12 protein-coding genes and 3 pseudogenes are annotated in these 18899 nt (G+C 56.8%); 11 read left to right on the top strand and 4 right to left on the bottom strand.

Annotated features, from left to right (window positions below):
• Positions 1-5 precede the first annotated feature (5 nt).
• Positions 6-824 carry a sulfotransferase family protein gene (locus RZS32_RS08895; RefSeq protein ID WP_317056634.1) on the bottom strand — a complete coding sequence of 273 codons (819 nt, stop codon included), beginning with the start codon at positions 822-824 and terminating at the stop codon, positions 6-8.
• A 145-nt stretch (positions 825-969) separates the two neighbouring features.
• Here RZS32_RS08895 and RZS32_RS08890 point away from each other — a divergent pair, with 145 nt between their 5' ends.
• The 3 genes from RZS32_RS08890 to RZS32_RS08880 all read left to right on the top strand — a co-directional run bounded on the left by RZS32_RS08890 (position 970) and on the right by RZS32_RS08880 (position 3858).
• Positions 970-2547: a DUF5928 domain-containing protein gene (locus tag RZS32_RS08890; protein ID WP_317056633.1), complete on the top strand. Its 1578-nt coding sequence runs from the start codon at positions 970-972 to the stop codon at positions 2545-2547.
• 8 nt (positions 2548-2555) lie between these two features.
• Entirely contained in the window at positions 2556-2939 is a 384-nt protein-coding gene (locus RZS32_RS08885) for an HIT domain-containing protein (RefSeq protein WP_317056632.1), read from the top strand.
• Positions 2940-3036: 97 nt separating this feature from the next.
• Positions 3037-3858: an ion transporter gene (locus tag RZS32_RS08880; protein WP_317057878.1), complete on the top strand. Its 822-nt coding sequence runs from the start codon at positions 3037-3039 to the stop codon at positions 3856-3858.
• On the opposite strand, the gene RZS32_RS08875 is transcribed toward RZS32_RS08880, so the two are convergent.
• A complete protein-coding gene (locus RZS32_RS08875) occupies positions 3855-4784 on the bottom strand; it encodes an ABC transporter ATP-binding protein (RefSeq protein ID WP_317056631.1) in 930 nt (309 codons plus the stop codon). The two genes, RZS32_RS08880 and RZS32_RS08875, sit on opposite strands and share 4 nt — an antisense overlap.
• Before the next feature lie 75 nt (positions 4785-4859).
• Here RZS32_RS08875 and RZS32_RS08870 point away from each other — a divergent pair, with 75 nt between their 5' ends.
• From RZS32_RS08870 to polA, 3 genes and pseudogenes are all read left to right on the top strand, one after another.
• Complete coding sequence (locus RZS32_RS08870) at positions 4860-5039, top strand: zinc-finger domain-containing protein (protein WP_317056630.1); 180 nt, start codon at positions 4860-4862, stop codon at positions 5037-5039.
• 96 nt (positions 5040-5135) lie between these two features.
• Positions 5136-5999: a phytanoyl-CoA dioxygenase family protein gene (locus tag RZS32_RS08865; protein WP_317056629.1), complete on the top strand. Its 864-nt coding sequence runs from the start codon at positions 5136-5138 to the stop codon at positions 5997-5999.
• A gap of 86 nt (positions 6000-6085) precedes the next feature.
• Positions 6086-8889 (top strand): annotated as a pseudogene (polA, locus tag RZS32_RS08860) (DNA polymerase I).
• Between the two features lie 660 nt (positions 8890-9549).
• Here polA and RZS32_RS08855 read toward each other — a convergent pair.
• Entirely contained in the window at positions 9550-10131 is a 582-nt protein-coding gene (locus tag RZS32_RS08855) for a DUF1285 domain-containing protein (protein ID WP_317056627.1), read from the bottom strand.
• A gap of 69 nt (positions 10132-10200) precedes the next feature.
• On the opposite strand from RZS32_RS08855, the pseudogene RZS32_RS08850 reads away from it, so the two are divergent.
• The 4 genes and pseudogenes from RZS32_RS08850 (at position 10201) to RZS32_RS08835 (ending at position 16889) form a co-directional block, all read left to right on the top strand.
• A pseudogene (locus RZS32_RS08850) lies at positions 10201-11207 on the top strand (AAA family ATPase).
• On the top strand, positions 11204-12082 hold the full coding sequence (locus RZS32_RS08845; protein WP_317056626.1) for a DUF58 domain-containing protein: 879 nt from the start codon (positions 11204-11206) through the stop codon (positions 12080-12082). The pseudogene RZS32_RS08850 and the gene RZS32_RS08845 overlap by 4 nt, the downstream one beginning before the upstream one ends.
• A pseudogene (locus tag RZS32_RS08840) lies at positions 12079-14844 on the top strand (DUF4159 domain-containing protein). Before RZS32_RS08845 ends, RZS32_RS08840 begins: the two are co-directional and overlap by 4 nt.
• Positions 14841-16889 (top strand): hypothetical protein, encoded by a 2049-nt coding sequence (locus RZS32_RS08835; RefSeq protein WP_317056625.1) that lies wholly within the window; start codon positions 14841-14843, stop codon positions 16887-16889. Before RZS32_RS08840 ends, RZS32_RS08835 begins: the two are co-directional and overlap by 4 nt.
• 3 nt (positions 16890-16892) lie before the next feature.
• Here the strand turns inward: RZS32_RS08835 and RZS32_RS08830 are convergent, their stop codons facing one another.
• Positions 16893-17252, bottom strand: coding sequence for a hypothetical protein (locus RZS32_RS08830; RefSeq protein WP_317056624.1), 360 nt, complete (start codon positions 17250-17252; stop codon positions 16893-16895).
• Between the two features lie 147 nt (positions 17253-17399).
• Between RZS32_RS08830 and RZS32_RS08825 the strand changes: the two genes are divergently transcribed.
• Complete coding sequence (locus tag RZS32_RS08825) at positions 17400-18839, top strand: FAD-linked oxidase C-terminal domain-containing protein (RefSeq protein ID WP_317056623.1); 1440 nt, start codon at positions 17400-17402, stop codon at positions 18837-18839.
• Positions 18840-18899: the final 60 nt, after the last annotated feature.

The following is an 18899-nucleotide window of genomic DNA, read 5'->3' as shown; positions in this document are numbered from 1 at the left end:
CCTGCCTACTCCCCCAGTTTCGCGTGAACCTCGGCCAAATCAATTTCGCCAATCGGCATCTTGTTGCCCGGATTGTCGAAGTCATATTTGAAGAGTTCAAAGTCCCGGTGATAGATTTCCTTGATCAGGTGCATCGACAAATCATCGAAATAATCTTCCACCGGATGCGCGCGCTTGGGACCATGCCCTTCGCTTTCATTGAAACGCGGAATTTTCTTCAGATCAATTTTCTTTGGCGTTTTGATTTCTTTGAGAACCTCGCCCATCCCATCATTGAATTGCTCGGTCCAGAAGATCTTGTCATAGGTCCCGCCATTCACAATGAAGGTCGAGACATGTCCTGACATTGACGACCAATGGATGTCTGGATCCATCGGACGCTTCCACCGAATGGTATCCCGCGCAAAGAGCAGGAAACGCCGGAAGCTCTTGATCTGGTCAAACTCCCGCTTGCCATCCTCACCGCCAACATCAATGCCGTATTTTTGAATGAGCAGCGGCACCAGCTTGCCGCGATAGCGTTTTCCATTGCGCTGAATGCCGCAAATCTTGTCGAAAAACGAACTCAGGATGCGGGTGTAGGGGTTCCGCACACAGGTAAAAGCATAAGACGTGTGCGTGCGCACATTGGCCTTGATCAAGGGCTGGCTGTCTTCACGCGCCCATTTGTGCAACCCATCCACAGCATCGTGAATGTCGCCATCAAAAAAGGCACCATGGTCGGAGTAGTACATGATCTGACCGATGGTCGAGCAGGCGCATTTCGGCACAACGCGGTAAACCACGCTCTCGCTTTCCGTCATCCATGTTCCGGGAAAGCCCATTCCCTGCCTCCAAACCCGTTCTTTTGCCTTTGTCGGGTCTTACCAAACTATATCCAACAAAAAACCAAAGAAAGGCTGTTTATTCAACGCCTGTTCACGACTATCACTATAGGCAAACGCAAAAAGAGCAGACCTTCGCTGAGATATGGCTAAAATCGCCTTTATTCTTCTGTGTCACAAAGACCCGAATGCCATCATTGGGCAAGCCAATATGCTCACGGCCGCCGGTGATTACATGGCGATTCATTTTGATGCGCGCGCAGATGCGAAAGCCTATCAGAAGATTCGCGCCGCCCTGGCCGACAATCCCAATGTGACCTTTGCGAAAAAACGCATCAAATGCGGCTGGGGGGAATGGTCACTGGTCCAGGCAACGCTCAACGCCATAGAGGCGGCAGTGGAAAAATTTCCGCGCGCTACGCATTTTTATATGTTGTCAGGCGACTGCGCGGCCATAAAATCAGCGCGCTTTGCGCATGACTTTCTGGATCGTGAAGACAACGATTATATCGAAAGCTTCGATTTCTTCGCCAGCGACTGGATCAAAACGGGGATGAAGGAAGAAAGGCTGATCTATCGGCACGTCTTCAATGAGCGCAACAACAAGAAACTGTTCTACACTTCCTTCAATTTGCAAAGAAAGCTTGGATTAACCCGAAAGATTCCCTCTGATATTCAAATCATGATCGGAAGCCAGTGGTGGTGCCTGCGCCGCCGGACCATTGAATGGATTTTGGATTTCACGCGCAAACGTCCGGACGTGATGCGATTTTTCCGCACCACATGGATCCCAGACGAGACGTTTTTTCAAACCATTGTCCGCCACCTCGTCCCGGAAAATGAAATCCGCACACGAACTCTGACCTTCTTGATGTTCACCGACTACGGAATGCCGGTCACCTTCTACAATGATCATTACGACCTGTTGCTGAGCCAGGATGCGCTCTTTGCCCGCAAAATCAGTGCTGAAGCGACCGAACTCAAAAAACGACTTGGCGCGCTTTATGCCGATGAGGATGCGGAATTCAAAATCTCCGACGAAGGGCGCAGTCTCTTTAAGTTCCTTTCCGGACGAGGGCGGATTGGTCGTCGTTTTGCCCTGCGATTTTGGGAAACCGAAAGCACCCTGGGTCGCGAACGCGAGCTGATGATCCTGGTGTGCAAGAAATGGCACGTGGCCAAGCGCCTGTTGGCTCGCATCCGTCAGGTCACAAATGTGCCCGCTGTTGAGTATCTCTTTAACGAAGATGACACGCCCCTGCCTGATCTGGGCGGCATCCAAAGGTCGTTAGGCAAACGTACACGCCATCGTCGCGCGTTGATGCGGATGCTGTTTGACTATTTCGAAACCGACCGCTTGATCGTCTGCATGGACCCCGGCAACATTGAGCTTTTGGAAGATTTCAACAGCGACCGATCCACAACTCGGATGTTGGAAATCCAATGTGACTTCACCGACGACTACTTGATCGGCCACGCCAAGCGTGTGGGTCTTGCTGGGGAACGCACGCCGCGCGAAACTCTAGAGCGTCTCTTGCCCACGATCCGGGGTGACATAAACTTCGAATCCGACCGCATCCGTGACGCGGAATTTGAGAACCACTTGATTTTGAAGCAGTCAAACCCACCCGACGCAAACGCCGAACAAATTGAAAACTTCCTAAAGATCGCGCCCGACAAGGCGCTTGAAATCGCCCAAACAGATCATCTTTTCGCTGACTGAGAGACGCCATGCCTTACTCTTATGACGACCAGAACATCTTTGCTAAAATCCTGCGCGGCGAGATTCCCAACAACACCGTGCTGGAAACAGAGCATACGCTGGCTTTCAACGACATTCAGCCGCAGGCGCCCGTGCATGTGTTGGTCATCCCCAAAGGGGCCTATGTGTGCCACGACCATTTCGCGGCCGAGGCCAGCGAGGCGGAAATCATTGATTTCATCAGAGCCACGGCCAAAGTCTGCGAGATGACGGGTGTCTCACCGGGAGATGGTCAAAGCGGGTACCGCACGATCTCAAACGCCGGAGAGGCCGGGGTGCAGGATGTGCCACATTACCACCTGCACATCCTTGGAGGCCGTGGCCTGGGTCGTATGATCTCCAAACCACAGTGAGTGGCAGATGCCACACTCACCCATGCGTCAATTTTTCGCCATCTTGAAGGCATGGTTCGGGTGATACATATCCACCCCCATGAGCCAAAGCACACCAATGAATGACGCATCAGAGCAGTCTCGCATCAAGAAATTGGTGGAATCCTTCACATTCAGGAACTTCATCCTCGGTGTGATCCTCTTCAACGCTGTCATTCTGGGGCTTGAGACTTCAAAAACTGCGATGAACGCCGCGGGGCCGGTCATTGAGGCGCTTGATACGATTTGCCTTGGCATTTTTGTGATGGAGCTTTTGCTCAAGCTTTACGTCTATCGCCTCACGTTTTTCCGCGATGGCTGGAACATTTTCGATTTCATCATTGTCGGCATTTCTTTGGTTCCATCCGCACAGGGACTAAGCGTTCTACGCGCGCTGCGTATCTTGCGCCTTTTGCGCGTTGTCTCAGTCATGCCATCCCTGCGCCGAGTGGTCGAAGGATTGATGAGCGCTTTACCTGGGATGGGCTCAGTATTTCTTTTGATGGGCATCATTTTCTACATTGGCTCGGTCATGGCGACCAAGCTCTTTGGCGGCGATTGTAGCGCTTGCACACCCGAACAAGCGGCAAACTTTCAGGACTGGTTCGGCACCATAGGAAGCTCGGCCTATTCACTCTTTCAGATCATGACGCTCGAAAGCTGGTCCATGGGTATCGTGCGGCCTGTCATGGTGGTCTATCCGTATGCGTGGGCGTTTTTCGTGCCCTTCATCCTTGTGACAACCTTTGCCACTGTGAACCTCGTGGTGGGTCTGATCGTAAACTCTATGCAGGAAGCACATGGTGTCGAAGATGCCGAACGCACGGATGAGTACCGTGATGAGGTTCTCAAGCGCCTGCAATCCATCGAAGAGCGCCTGAACGGGACCGGCAAACCCTAGTGCGACCCGGTCAACGACAAGAAGACATCTTCTAGATTGGCCTGCTCAGTACGCACATCCCGGATCACGATACCGGCTGCGCGCACAGCTTCCAAAACGGCATCCGCGGTTAAAACAGACCCTCTGTAAGACAGGGCAAGTTCGCCCGTGTCTCTTTCAGACACATCCAGACCCGGCAGATTTGGCATAAGGCCAGGCGTTTGCTCTGGCACGACCACCAGACATCGCGCATCAAGCTGCCCCAAAAGGTTCGCCGTGCTGTCGCGTGCCACAAGACTGCCCTGATCGATAATTGCGATCTCGTCACACATCTCCTCCGCTTCTTCGAGGTAATGCGTCGTCAGGATGATCGTCATCCCCTCTTCATTGAGCTTGCGAATGTTCTGCCAAAGCATTTGCCGCAGCTCGATATCCACGCCTGCCGTCGGCTCATCCAGAACCAGAACATGCGGCTGATGTACCAAAGCCTTGGCCAGCAACAGCCGCCGACGCATACCCCCGGAAAGTGTCCGCGCATAAGCCTCGGCTTTATCGGACAATCCCACCATGGCGAGGATCTCGTCGCTCTGTCGCCGTGCCTTCGGCACCCCATAAAGTCCGGCCTGCACTTCCAATGCGGCGCGCGGTGTGAAGAAAGGATCTAGGTTCAATTCCTGCGGCATCACTCCAATCGCCGCCCGGCTTTGGCGAGGGTTCACATCCTGATCAAACCCCCAAATGCGCACGCTGCCCGCAGATTTGACGACGAGACCGGCCAAAATATTGATGAGCGTCGACTTGCCCGCACCATTTGGCCCCAGCAGCCCAAAAATGGACCCTGCCGGAATATCAAGATCAACACCTTTCAATGCCTCTTTGGCAGGTCCCTGCCGTCCACCCGGATAGGTCTTTTGCAACCCTCGTAATTCTATCGCATGTGATGGCATTGCAACCCTTGTCCCCGGCCCGCGCTTGGATATAGTCGCGGTTTAGGGAACATGAAGCCAAAAGGAAATCCATCAATGGTGACCGAAGCCCCCGAAACACGTATTGTCGACAGCTACCGTGTGGCCTGTGACGGAGGTGAAGGCGCGTTGGGCCACCCGCGTGTGTGGCTTTCCATTCCCCATGACACCGGCTTTGTGGAATGCCCCTATTGTGACGCCAAGCTGGTTCACAAGGATTTTGAAGGCAAAGTCTGAAACCGACATCCTTCCTGCCTCATGGCGCTGAAACAGCATTGACATACGCCTTGTCCCCCATGTTCCATTCGAGTTGGAGTATGCGGAGAAACGCCAATGACCGTGCTGACCCAAACACAGATCGATGCGTTTTGGCGCGATGGTGTGCTCACTGTTGAGAACGCCGTCAGTCCAGATCAACTTGCCGCCATGCGCGAAGAGTTCGAGGGCTGGATCGAAGAAAGCCGTGCTCACCAGAACGACTATGGCGAGACCATGGATGGCCGCGCGCGGTTCTCCGTTGAACCGGGCCACAGCGCCGAAACTCCTGCCTTGCGCCGGGTGCAATCCCCGGAAGAAGTCTCGGATGTCTTTCTCAACACCATGCGCACGGCCCAAACCGTCGATATGGTTGCTGACTTGATCGGCCCCAACCTGCGCTTTCACCATGGCAAGGTAAATTCCAAGCAGCCGGGCGCCGCAACGGAAATCAAGTTTCATCAGGACTTTTCGTTTCAACCGATGACCAACGATGACCTGATCACGGCCCTTCTCTTTGTCGATGATGTCACACTCGAAAACGGCCCGCTTGAAGTCGTTCCCGGTACACATAAAGGCCCGCTTTATTCGCATTGGCATAACGGGCAGTTCACCGGCGCTGTCTCAGATGACGTTCTGAACACGCACAAGGACGACATCGTACAGTGCACCGGCAAAGCCGGGTCTGTCTGCTTGATGCATTCCAGCCTTCTGCACGGCTCCGCCCCCAACCTCTCGGATCAACCGCGCACGCTTTATATCGCCACCTATTACGCCGAAGACGCGATTGAACTCAGCGCCAATCACCTACCCAGCCGCCATACGCATGAGCTTGTGCGCGGTGTCGAAACCGGGCGCGTGCGCTGCTCCTCCTACGAGATGGAGATCCCGGAAAAGCCCACCTCTACCTCTTTCTTCGATCAACAAGCTGAAACTGCCTGACAGCTTTCGATGCAATCCGGGTGGAAGCCCGCGCCGCTTCGTGGCAATAGTTTTGCAACACCAGTTTGCAAACGGCGGGGGCCAGGATGAGCACACATTTCGGCAAAGGGCATCATCTGCACCTGATTGATGGCTCCGCCTTTATCTTTCGTGCCTATCACGCTTTGCCGCCGCTCACCCGCAAATCCGACGGTCTTCCAATCGGCGCAGTCTCGGGCTTCTGCAACATGTTGCAGCGCTACATCTCGGACAATACAGGCCCCGATGCCCCCACCCATGTCGCTGTGATCTTTGACAAGGGCAGTCACACGTTTCGCAATGACATGTTCCCCGAATACAAAGCCAACCGCGAAGCCATGCCAGAGGACTTGCGCCCACAGATCCCGCTGACGCGACAGGCGACAGAGGCTTTCAACATCGCATGCAAAGAGTTGGAAGGCTTTGAGGCCGACGACATCATCGCAACCCTGTCTGTGCAAGCGCGAGACGCCGGCGGTCGCGTCACAATCATCAGTTCTGACAAGGATCTGATGCAACTCGTGGGCGGTGGCGTCGAGATGTTCGACGCTATGAAAAACCGCCGCATCGACCGCGACGGCGTCATGGAAAAGTTCGGTGTTGGCCCGGAGCGCGTCGTGGACGTACAGGCGCTCGCCGGTGATAGCGTGGACAACGTGCCCGGCGCGCCCGGCATTGGCGTGAAAACCGCCGCCTTGCTCATCAACGAGTATGGCACGCTCGAAGACTTGCTCGATCGCGCCGAAGAGATCAAACAGCCCAAGCGCCGGGAAACCCTGATCGAGAAACGTGATCAGATCGAACTGTCCAAACGCCTCGTGCAACTCGACTGCGCCACGCCGCTTGATTTCACGCTCGATGATCTTGAGGTGCGAGACCCTGACGCCGACAGGCTGCTGGCTTTCCTGGCCGAAATGGAATTCCGCACTCTGACCAAACGCATTTCCCAAGCTTTGGATGTCGAGCCTCCGGTGATACCAGATGCACCTGCGCCAAGCACGTCCGAAGACACCGCCCCAGAATGGCCCGCTATCGATTCGGAAAAATACGAGCGCGTCTCCGATACCAATGCTCTGCAACGCTGGATCGACCAGATTATCACCCGCGGCTACGTGGCCTTTGATACGGAAACAACGTCGCTCAACGAAATGCAGGCGAATCTGGTAGGTATCTGCTTGTCCGTCGTCCCTGGTGAGGCCTGCTACATCCCGCTTCAGCACAAGGATGGAAATGCTGATGACCTTTTCGGGTCAGATGCAATTCTCGATGGTCAACTGCCCCTAGAAGACACACTTGCCGCACTCAAACCCATCCTTGAAGACCCGGCGATCCTCAAGATCGGGCAGAATATGAAATACGACGCCAAGGTGCTGGCTCGATACAACATATCGATCCATCCCATCGACGACACGATGCTGATGTCCTACGCACTCAATTCCGGCATCCACAACCACAGCATGGACACACTCAGCGAGCGCTATCTGACCCATACTCCCATCCCAATCAAGGAACTTTTGGGCACAGGCAAATCCGCCATAACCTTTGATCGTGTCCCCATTGACGAGGCCGTCAAATACGCCGCCGAAGATGCTGACATCACACTTCGGCTTTGGCACACATTCAAGCATCAACTTCACAAATCACATGTCACAACTGTTTACGAACGCCTTGAACGCCCACTTGTCCCTGTGCTGGCGCAAATGGAGCGTCATGGAATCAAGATCGATCGCGAAACCCTGAGCCGCATGTCCAATGCCTTTGCTCAGAAAATGGCCGGGCTTGAAGCAGAGATTCATGAACTGGCCGGGCAAAGCTTTAATGTTGGCTCGCCCAAGCAACTCGGCGAAATCTTGTTCGACAAGATGGGGCTTGAAGGAGGCAAAAAGGGCAAAACCGGCGCCTATGCCACAGGCGCGGACGTGCTTGAAGACCTCGCCACCGAACATGAGCTGCCTGCGCGCGTGCTCGACTGGCGGCAGTTGAGCAAACTTAAAAGCACATACACTGACGCTCTGCAGGATCACATCGATCCTGATACGGGCAGAGTGCATACGTCATATGTTCAGACCGGCGCCTCCACCGGACGGCTCGCATCCACCGACCCCAATTTGCAGAACATACCTGTCCGTACCGAGGAAGGCCGCCGTATCAGAGAGGCCTTTGTCGCAGAGCCGGGCAATACGCTTGTGTCGTTGGACTACAGCCAGATCGAGCTGCGCATTCTGGCGCATATGGCCGATATCGAGGCACTCAAGAAGGCCTTCTCCGACGGGCTCGACATTCACGCGATGACGGCTTCGGAAATGTTCGACGTTCCGCTTGATGAGATGACACCCGAGGTGCGCCGACGCGCCAAGGCGATCAATTTCGGTGTGATCTACGGGATTTCCGGCTTTGGTCTGGCCCGCAACCTACGTATCCCCAGATCTGAGGCTCAAGCCTTCATCGACCGGTATTTCGAAAGATTCCCCGGCATTCGCGGCTATATGGACAGCACCATCGAGTTCGCCAAGGAACATGGCTATGTCCAGACCCTGTTTGGCCGCAAAATCCATACGCCCGAGATTGCTGCCAAAGGCCCACGCGCGGGGTTCGCACGGCGCGCGGCGATCAATGCCCCGATTCAGGGCACAGCGGCGGACATCATCCGCAGAGCCATGATTCGGATGCCAGGCGCGATTTCCGCCCTTCCCTGCAAAATGTTGCTGCAAGTGCATGATGAATTGCTCTTTGAGGTCGAAAAAGGACAGGAAGACCGCGTGATCGCCACAGCAAAAAATGTCATGCAAGATGCGGCAAAGCCTGCGTTACATATTGATGTCCCGCTTGTAGTGGACGCCGGACAGGGAAAAACTGGGCAGAAGCTCACTGAAATTGTTTATTTGCAACAGGTTGTTACCTATTTTGGAAACAAACCAGTGACATTTCCCCCAAACGTTGTCAAAAATGCCGCGCGTCAACGGGAATCCGCCTAATCGCAACGCCTTAGTGTTGACAACGATTCCCTTTAACGGAATGTATGGAATGTCACTTGGAGGGAAACTGTTCACATGACAAATAAACTTGCACTGATTGCAGCACTCGTCGCAACCGTAGGCGTAGCAGCTTGCGCGCAACAAGAAGAACCAGCACCGGCGCCGATTGAGCCCGAGCCTGTTTCAACAAAACTCTAAAACGTTAACGCGTTTCAGAATTCTTCGGGACGGGAGCTATGGCGGGTTCGCCATATGCCCTCGTCCCGAAAATTTTTTGGCCCTTGCATCCACTGATGTAGGGTTTGCAGAGACGCGTTCATATGAACGCAGATCACATTTTTTGCTTCAAAATTTCGAACGCGGATTTCGAACGCCAAAGCGTCCCAAGAAAAACCTGCGTCACGGCTTTTTGCGAGACTCGGCGTGACCTTTGGATGTTGCGCGTGCTTCGCCTTTTTTGATGATTCCAGTTAAAGTCGAAACACGTTCGATAGGCTGTGACAAGCTCAGCTTCTGCGTCGGTCCACTTCGAGATCAGCGTAAAAACCCTAAAAGACTCAGTCGACCATCACCTCATTTGAATCTGCGATTGGAAAAAACACCCCGTCCGACCACAATCCAAACGCCCCCTCGTGATGAGTTCCAATGTCGATCAGCCGATAAAATGACTTACGGTCAATGAGAGCTTCAAGACCTGCTCTTACATGAACATAAGGCGACGGTTCTCCTGTGGCCGGGTCTGTTTCACAGCGTATTGGTGCATCCAAGCACGCCAAAACCTTGTCCCCGACATTGGTTTCAAACACCAAAACCTGAGCCTCATCTTCACCGGCAACTTCAAAATCCACCGCCACAAAGGGCGCATCATCCACTGTGATGCCAACCTTCTCTACGGGTGTGACAAGAAAATACTTGCCATCTTCACGCCGCAAAATGGTGGAAAACAAGCGCACGAGACCAGGACGCGTAATCGGTGAACCGAGGTAAAACCACGTGCCATCCCGCGCAATGCGCATATCAAGATCACCGCAAAATGGCGGGTTCCAAAGATGCACAGGCGGAAGACCTTTGCCCACAACTGCACGTGCAGCATCCGCCAAACGCTCTGCTGACGGTGTCGTGATGGAATCTTTGCTCATTGCTTTTGCCATTTTGAATACACACGATACATTCTACCAGAGTGATATAGACCCAAACGGAGACTTTCCATGACCGACGACGCGGACCTTCTGAAGGGAATCGAAGCCCTGGAAGACAAGCTCGCCCAGGCGCGCGCCTCAATTACCCGCCGCTTCATCGGGCAAGAAAGCGTCGTGGATCTCGCGCTTTCCGCACTTCTATGTGGTGGTCATGGATTATTGGTAGGTCTGCCAGGTCTGGGTAAAACGCGCCTCGTCGAGACACTGAGCACGGTCATGGGTCTAAACTCCAACCGCATTCAGTTCACCCCAGACCTGATGCCAGCCGATATTCTTGGCTCAGAAGTGCTCGAAACCGGTGCCGACGGCACACGGGCTTTCAAATTCATACCCGGCCCGATCTTTTGCCAGTTGCTGATGGCGGACGAGATCAACCGCGCCAGCCCTCGAACTCAATCCGCCCTACTGCAAGCCATGCAGGAACGTAAAGTGTCTGTCGCAGGCGAAGATCGCCCGCTTTCACCCCTTTCCACGTGCTGGCCACGCAAAACCCGATCGAGCAAGAAGGCACATATCCGCTCCCTGAGGCGCAGCTTGACCGATTCCTGGTGCAAATCGACGTCCCATACCCGGACCGTGACACAGAACGTGACATCATCCTCGCCACCACTGGCTTGACAGAAGATGAATCGCACGAGGTGTTCACACCACAGGAACTAATCGACGCGCAAAACCTGTTACGCCGGATGCCTGTCGGTGAAGCTGTGATGGAACAGATCATTGATCTCGTCCGCGCCTTCCGGCCCGAAGACCCCTCAGCCTCAGAGAAAATCCGCGAGACTGTGGCCTGGGGTCCTGGTCCTCGTGCTGCTCAGGCGATGATGCTCACTGTTAGGGCGCGTGCGATGTTGCATGGTCGCCTCGCGCCTGATGCCGACGACGTGGCCGCGATGTCGCAACCGGTCCTCACCCACCGCATGGCGCTGAACTTCGCGGCTCGCGCACGTGGCGAGGAACTGAACACCATCATCGCTGAAACCGTCACCAACTTTACACGGTCCGAGGCTGCTGCGTGAGTCCAATCGCGCCCCTCCGCGCTCAGGCCGAGGCCGAAGCCGCCAGATTCCCCGCGCTGCTCGCGAGGGCCGAACATCTGGCAGGCACGGTTCTCTTGGGCGAACACGGGCGCAGACGGTCGGGCATGGGTGATGATTTCTGGCAATACCGCCCCGTGCAAGCCGGGGATGAGTTGCGCCATATCGATTGGCGGCGCTCGGCCAAATCGGACGGTCAATTCCTGCGCCAACGCGAATGGCAGATTGCGCAAAGCGTCACACTTTGGGTCGACGGTGCCGCCTCCATGCGGTTTTCGTCAGATGATGCTTTGCCCGAAAAATCCGATCGCGCGCGGCTTCTCGCCCTCGCCATGGCCATCCTTCTCAATCGTGGTGGAGAACGTGTCGGCCTGTCCGGGGCGAACTTGCCGCCGCGGCGCGGCGAAGCACAAGTCGAACGCATCTCAATGGCGCTCATGCACGAAGACAGCGCCGACTACGGCGCCCCCGAAACCACCGGAATGCTCTCCCACGGGCGCGGTGTCTTTCTGTCGGACTTCCTGGGCGAACTGGACCCGGTCAAAGAAGCCCTGACCAGCGCCGCTGATCGAGGCGTGCGCGGCGCGCTTTACCAAATTCTTGATCCAGCCGAAGAAAGCTTCCCGTACCGCGGCCGCACGATCTTTGAAAGTGTCGGCGGAACCCTTGCGCATGAAACGCTCAAAGCGTCTGAATTACGAGATCGTTATCTGGCACGCCTCGCCACCCGTAAAGATGAGTTGCAGGCCCTCTGCACAGCAACCGGCTGGCAATACGGCTTGCACCACACGTCCCAAAGCGCGCAGTCCGCAGTTCTGTGGCTATACAACGCCATTGACGGGGAGCATCACAGATGACGCTCGGCGCAATTGGCTTCACCACACCCTGGCTTCTGACCGCACTTCTGGTCTTGCCCATTCTGTGGATCATCCTGCGCGCGGTACCGCCTGCGCCAATCCGGCGGCGCTTTCCCGGTGTCGCGCTTCTGTTGGGTCTCAAAGACGACGACACCGTTTCGGACCGCACACCCTGGTGGTTGCTCTTGTTGCGCATGCTGGCCGTGGCTGCCGCCATCGTGGCGCTTGCGGGCCCCATTCTGAACCCGCGTCAAACCGCGGAAACGCAGAACTCTGGCCCACTTCTTATTGTGCTGGACGCAAGCTGGGCCAGCGCCCGCGACTGGCCCGCGAAATCCGACCTGCTCGATGCCATGCTCGCTGAGGCAGGCCGCGATGCGCGTCCGGTTGGTATGATGCGCCTCTCGGATGCAGAGCCACCTGTCTTTCAGGCAGCAGAAGCTTGGCGCAGCCGGTTGTCTGGTATGGCCCCCTCTCCGTGGACTGCCTCTGAAACCACGATGACGGACGCCGCCAGTATGCTAGGAGACGAGAACTTCGAAACCCGCTGGATGTCTGACGGCCTTGACCGCTCAGGTCGCGACACGCTTTTGCAAGCACTCGAAGATCGCGGCCCCGTCACTGTTTATGAAAGCCCTGTCCCCATCATCGCCCTCAAGCAAGCTATTGTCGAAGATGGTGATATCCGCATCACAGGCCTGCGTGCTGTTGCGGGCACCCCGCGCGCGGTGCAGGTCGAGGCCCATGGGCGCGATCCCTCCGGTATTTCGCGCGTCTTGGCAGACCTGACTCTGCAATTCCAACCCGATGACCTTGAAGCCACTGGTCTGCTCTCGCTGCCCTCCGAGCTGCGCGCGCGTCTCACCCGTTTCGAGATTGCCGGCCAGCGTCATGCAGGCGCCGTGACCTTGACCGATGACAGCCTAAAACGTCGCGAAGTGGCCTTGATCGCCGGGCGCGAAGACCGCGAAGGTCTCGAACTCCTCTCGCCGCTACACTATCTTGAACAGGCGCTGGAACCCACCGCAGACCTTCTGGAAGGTAGCCTTCTCGATATCCTGCCTGCCAACCCCGACGTCGTCGTGCTGGCCGATGTCGCCACCCTGTCCATAGCGGAAGAAGAAGCCCTTCTCGACTGGGCGAACGAAGGCGGCATGCTCTTGCGCTTTGCTGGACCTCGTCTCGCCGCATCTGACGTCTCGCGCAGTTCCGAAAGTCCACTGCTCCCGGTGCGCCTGCGCGCGGGGGGCGGACGGTTGGTGGTGCCATGAGCTGGGGGAACCCAAGCAACTGGCCCCATTCTCAGAGAACAGTCCCTTCTTTGACCTCACGGCGTCGCCAGACATCACCGTCTCGGCACAGGTCATGGCGCAACCTGACCCGACCCTGGCAGAGCGCGTCATCGCACAGCTTTCTGACGGCACACCGCTTGTCACCCGCAAGCGCATCGGCGCGGGACAAGTTGTGCTCTTCCACATCACCGCCAATGCCGAATGGTCCACTCTGCCACTCTCCGGCGTGTTTGTGCAGATGCTCGAACGGCTCGCCGTATCCTCGACTCTGGCCCTTCCGGACCTGAGCGAACTGCAGGGCACGACGTGGCAGCCCGTTCAGGTGCTCAATGGCTTTGGCGCACTCACCGACGCCGGAACCCTACCGGGTGTCGATGGAGAAAATTTCCTGCAAGACCCACTCGGGCCAGATTTGCGCCCCGGCATCTATGAAGGCCCCGACCGGCGCCTTGCGCTCAATGTGCTCGACACGGAATCCGTTCTGCAGCCTGCAACATGGCCTGCAAACGTTCCGGTTCTGGGCCTGGAACGCGCGCCCGAAACGCCGCTTGGCGGATGGCTGCTGGCTGCGGCACTGGCGCTCTTGATGGCCGATATCATGGCCTCTTTGGCCCTCTCAGGCCGATTGGTCCCAGCACGCGCCACACTTTCCGCGTTCCTTCTGACAATAATCCTCATCCCACAAACCGCCGAAGCACAAAGCGACCTGACAGCCGAGGAAAAAACACTCCTGGCGGCTTCAGAGGTTGTGCTGGGCCACATCCTGACCGGCGATCCACAGCTTGATCAAACCGCTCAGGCCGGGCTGCGCGGGTTGGGCGAGACGCTCTTTTTCCGCACCTCGGTGGAACCGGACACGCCCGTCGGCATTGATCTGGAAACCGATGAGCTCTCGGTCTATGCGCTGCTTTACTGGCCCATAACGCCAAACCAGCCGATCCCTTCTGCCGAAGCCTATGCTAAGCTCAACACCTACCTGCGCACCGGCGGCATGATCTTGTTTGACACCCGCGACGCCAATATCGCCAGTTTCGGGGCCTCCTCGCCCAATGGACAAAAACTGCAACGCCTCGCCGCTTCACTCGACGTGCCCCCATTGGAACCCATCCCGCAGGACCACGTGCTGACACGCACCTTCTACCTGCTACAGGACTTCCCGGGCCGCCATACGGGCCGCGGCGTTTGGGTTGAAGCAGCACCCCCGATGCGGAACAGGTCGAAGGCATGCCGTTCCGCAACCTCAACGACAACGTCACGCCGGTGGTCATCGGTGGCAACGATTGGGCCTCGGCCTGGGCGACGGATACAAGGGGCAACTCCCTGTTCCCGGTCGGGCGCGGCTTTGCGGGCGAACGGCAACGGGAACTGGCCTATCGCTTTGGCGTGAACCTGGTGATGCATGTTCTGACGGGCAACTACAAATCCGATCAGGTCCACGTACCGGCCCTTCTGGACAGGTTGGGCCAATGACAGGAAATATCCTCTTTGATCCACTGCTCAATGTTTGGCTGATTGCAGCACTGGCCGTCTTGCTTGTCGTTGGCATCGCCTTTGCCTACTGGCGTGGCCTGTCCGGCTGGCCGCTCCGCGCCTTGGGTGGGTTGGTGATCCTCGGTGCGCTTCTTGGTCCGGTCTACCAGCTCGAAGAGCGCGAACCGCTCAGTGACATCGTCATCATGGTTGAGGACGAGACCGCCAGCCAGACTTTGGCAGATCGCGGCACAACCACATCTAAGACCGCCGATGCCCTCGCCACCGCCATAGAGGCTCGCCCCAACACCGAATTGCGCCGCATCACCCTGCGCGATGGACCGGACAACACCGGCACGCGCCTCATGACGGCCCTTTCTGAGGCACTGGCCGAAGAACCTCGGGGCCGCATTGCCGGGGGGATCCTGATCTCAGATGGCCGCCTGCACGATCTCGATCGAACACCAGACATGCCGGCCCCTTTGCATCTTCTGCACACCGGCCAGGAACAAGATTGGGACCGTAAGATCGAGGTCAACAACGCCCCCGCCTTCGGTATTCTGGGCGAGGATATTTCAATGACCTTGCGCGTCTCTGATCTGGGCGCGGCGCCTGCCGATGCGACTACTGTTTCGGTCGATGTGTCCATCGACGGAGAAGCCCCGCAACGGTTTCAGGTACCACTGAACGAAGACATCGACCTGCCGGTGCGGCTACCCCATGGTGGTCGCAATGTGCTGCAATTCTCGACACCCACGGTCGATGGTGAACTCACGGATCGCAACAACACTGTGCTGGTGCAGATCAACGGGGTACGCGACCGGCTTTCGGTTTTGTTGGTGTCAGGGGAACCTCACGCCGGTGGCCGCACCTGGCGCAACCTTCTGAAATCTGACAGCTCGGTGGATCTGGTCCATTTCACCATTCTGCGTCCGCCGGAAAAACAAGACGGCGTGCCTGTCCGGGAACTGTCCCTCATCGCCTTCCCTACCCGGCAGCTCTTTTTGGAGAAGATTGACGATTTCGACCTCATAATCTTTGACCGCTACAAGCGCCGCGGCATCCTGCCATCAGTCTATTTGGAGAACGTGCGCAACTATGTTGAAGGCGGCGGTGCTGTGCTCATCGCCGCTGGCCCTGATTTCGCCTCCGCCGATAGCCTCTTTCGCACCCCTCTGGAGGCCATTTTGCCAGCGCGTCCGACCGCCCGCGTGCTTGAAGAACGCTTCCGACCGGCCATCACCGATTTAGGCCAACGTCACCCGGTGACGTCCGGTCTGGAACAGGATTTTGGTGCCGAATGGGGCCGCTGGATGCGCCAGATCGAAGTGGAACAAGCCTCTGGCGATGCCGTCATGACAGGAGTCGATGATCGTCCTCTGCTGGTGCTTGACCGCGTTGGCGAAGGGCGCGTGGCGCTTCTGGCCTCGGATCACGCCTGGCTTTGGAACCGTGGCTACGAAGGTGGCGGGCCGCAACTGGAACTGCTGCGTCGCCTTGCACACTGGATGATGAAAGAACCCGAGTTGGAGGAAGAGGCGCTCTGGGCCGAAGCCACCGGCCAGCAAATGCGCATCATCCGTCGGTCTCTTGAGGACACCGTCGGACCGGTCATCATCACCACCCCGAGTGGCGAACAAATTGAAATGTCGCTTGAAGAAGTCGCGCCAGGCCGGTTTGAGACGCTCTATGACGGCCCCGATATCGGCCTCTACAGGCTTGAGAACCAAGACCACACCGCCGTGATTGGCCTTGGCCCCGCTGCCCCGGTAGAGTTTGTGAACACCATTGCCGACACCACGACTCTGGAACCCATCGTTGACGCCACCGGCGGCGGCGTTGTCGCGCTGTCCGATGGGACCCCACGTTTGCGCGCCGTTCGCGAAGGGCGCGCAGCGGTCGGTCGCGGCTGGATCGGCATAACGCCACGTGGCGCTTACGAAACACGCTCGGTCCGGCAAACAGATTTGCTGCCGCCTTGGCTGGTCTTGTTGCTTATGTCCGGATTTGTCGTCGGCGGATGGCTGCGCGAAGGCCGCCGATAAACCTCAGGGCGAAAGCTCAACCCGGATTTTTTCGCTGGACCATCCGTCCACCGAACACTTCGCCCGCACAAACACCTCTCGCGTGCCATCCGGAATCACTACCCCGGTCAGCGACCGCGTAAAGGGCTGTTCCTCAACATGCGGATGCAACAGCTTGCGATACCCGATCTGCTTTCCGTTACTGTCCAGAATTTCCCAGCCATCTGCATAGTGATCCCACCCTGTGTCAGGATGCTCAACAGTGACTTTGAAAGTCCAAACCATCCCTACTTTCTTGGCCGCGACATCAGTGATCACCGGCTCATCCGCGAAGACCGGGGTCATTGCCAGAGAGAACATGAGAACAGCCAGTCGTTTTTTCATGAATCGGACTATACTCCAAACTATGCAATTGTGCAGTCACGACCCACTGTCGCGGCTTCAACAAACCGCGACCAGCAGGATTTTCTGAATAATTCTTGCTATTTTTTAAATTGGTTATATTATCTTACCAATTCAGGGAGAACGCCAATGGAAATGCCAAGCCCGGACCCAAAAGTCCTGTCCAGGAAAGCAGAGCTGATCGAACGTTTGGAACAGGTGCTTCCGAAGGCGTCGGTGATCCACGATCCATCTGAAACGCGCGCGTATGAATGTGATGGTCTGACCGCTTACAAATGTCCGCCACTTGCCGTCGTGCTGCCATCCTCAACCGAGGAAGTCTCCGCCACATTGCGCATCTGCCACGACATGAACGTCCCGGTCGTCCCGCGCGGCTCGGGCACGTCCCTGGCCGGAGGGGCGTTGCCAACCGAAGACAGTGTGATCCTTGGCGTCGCCAAACTGAACGACGTGCTGGAGACAGATTATGACAATCGTTTCATCCGCGTGCAAACCGGGCGAACCAACCTCTCTGTCACCGGCGCTGTCGAAGAAGACGGATTCTTCTACGCCCCTGACCCATCCAGCCAACTCGCCTGTGCCATTGCAGGCAACATCGCAATGAACTCTGGCGGCGCACATTGCCTAAAATACGGCGTGACCACCAACAACCTGATGGGTGTCAAAATGGTTCAGATGGACGGCACCATCATGGATATCGGCGGGGCACATCTCGATGCCGAAGGCTATGACCTCCTGGGTCTTATCTGCGGCTCTGAAGGGCAGCTTGGCGTCGTCACGGAGGCCACACTGCGCATCCTGCACAAACCCGAAGGTGCACGGCCCGTTCTCATGGGCTTTGACTCGGCCGAAGTTGCCGGTCAATGCGTCTCAGACATCATCAAGGCGGGCGTCCTGCCCGTGGCCATCGAATACATGGACCGCCCCTGCATCCGCGCGACCGAGGATTTTGCCGGCGCAGGCTATCCCGATTGCGAGGCGCTCCTGATCGTTGAGGTCGAAGGCTCGGACGCCGAGATTGACGAACAGCTTGAAACCATCATGAAAATAGCGCGAGGCCACAATCCTGTGGACCTCCGCGAAAGCTCTTCTCCCGAGGAAAGCGCCAAGATCTGGCTGGGTCGCAAATCGGCATTCGGGGCAATGGGCAAGATCAATGACTACATGTGTCTCGACGGCACGATCCCCATCAGCCAACTGCCATACGTTCTGAAGCGCATCGGTGAAATGTCCAAGGAATTTGGCCTCGACGTGGCCAACGTCTTTCACGCAGGCGACGGCAACATGCACCCGCTCATCCTGTTTGATGCCAACAAACCCGGCGATCTGGAAACCTGCGAAGAGTTTGGGGCAGAGATCCTCAAGCTCTGCGTCGAGGTCGATGGCTGTCTGACCGGCGAACATGGGGTGGGCATCGAGAAGCGCGATCTGATGCTGCATCAATACGACCCGGCGGATCTCGAAATTCAAATGGCCATCAAAGATGTCTTTGATCCCAAATGGCTGTTGAACCCGGCCAAGGTCTTCCCGCTTGCGTCAAGCGACGCGCGCCGCATCGCTGCCGAATAGGGGCTGCCCCACAACCTGTCTTGCGAGGCCTTTGGCCTCACCTCCGGAGTATTTTTGGAA

Source organism: Roseovarius sp. W115, from assembly GCF_032842945.2.
In the GTDB taxonomy this organism is placed as follows: domain Bacteria; phylum Pseudomonadota; class Alphaproteobacteria; order Rhodobacterales; family Rhodobacteraceae; genus Roseovarius; species Roseovarius rhodophyticola.
Note: the sequence above shows the minus strand (reverse complement) of the source record. Positions and strands in the feature narration are given on the sequence as shown.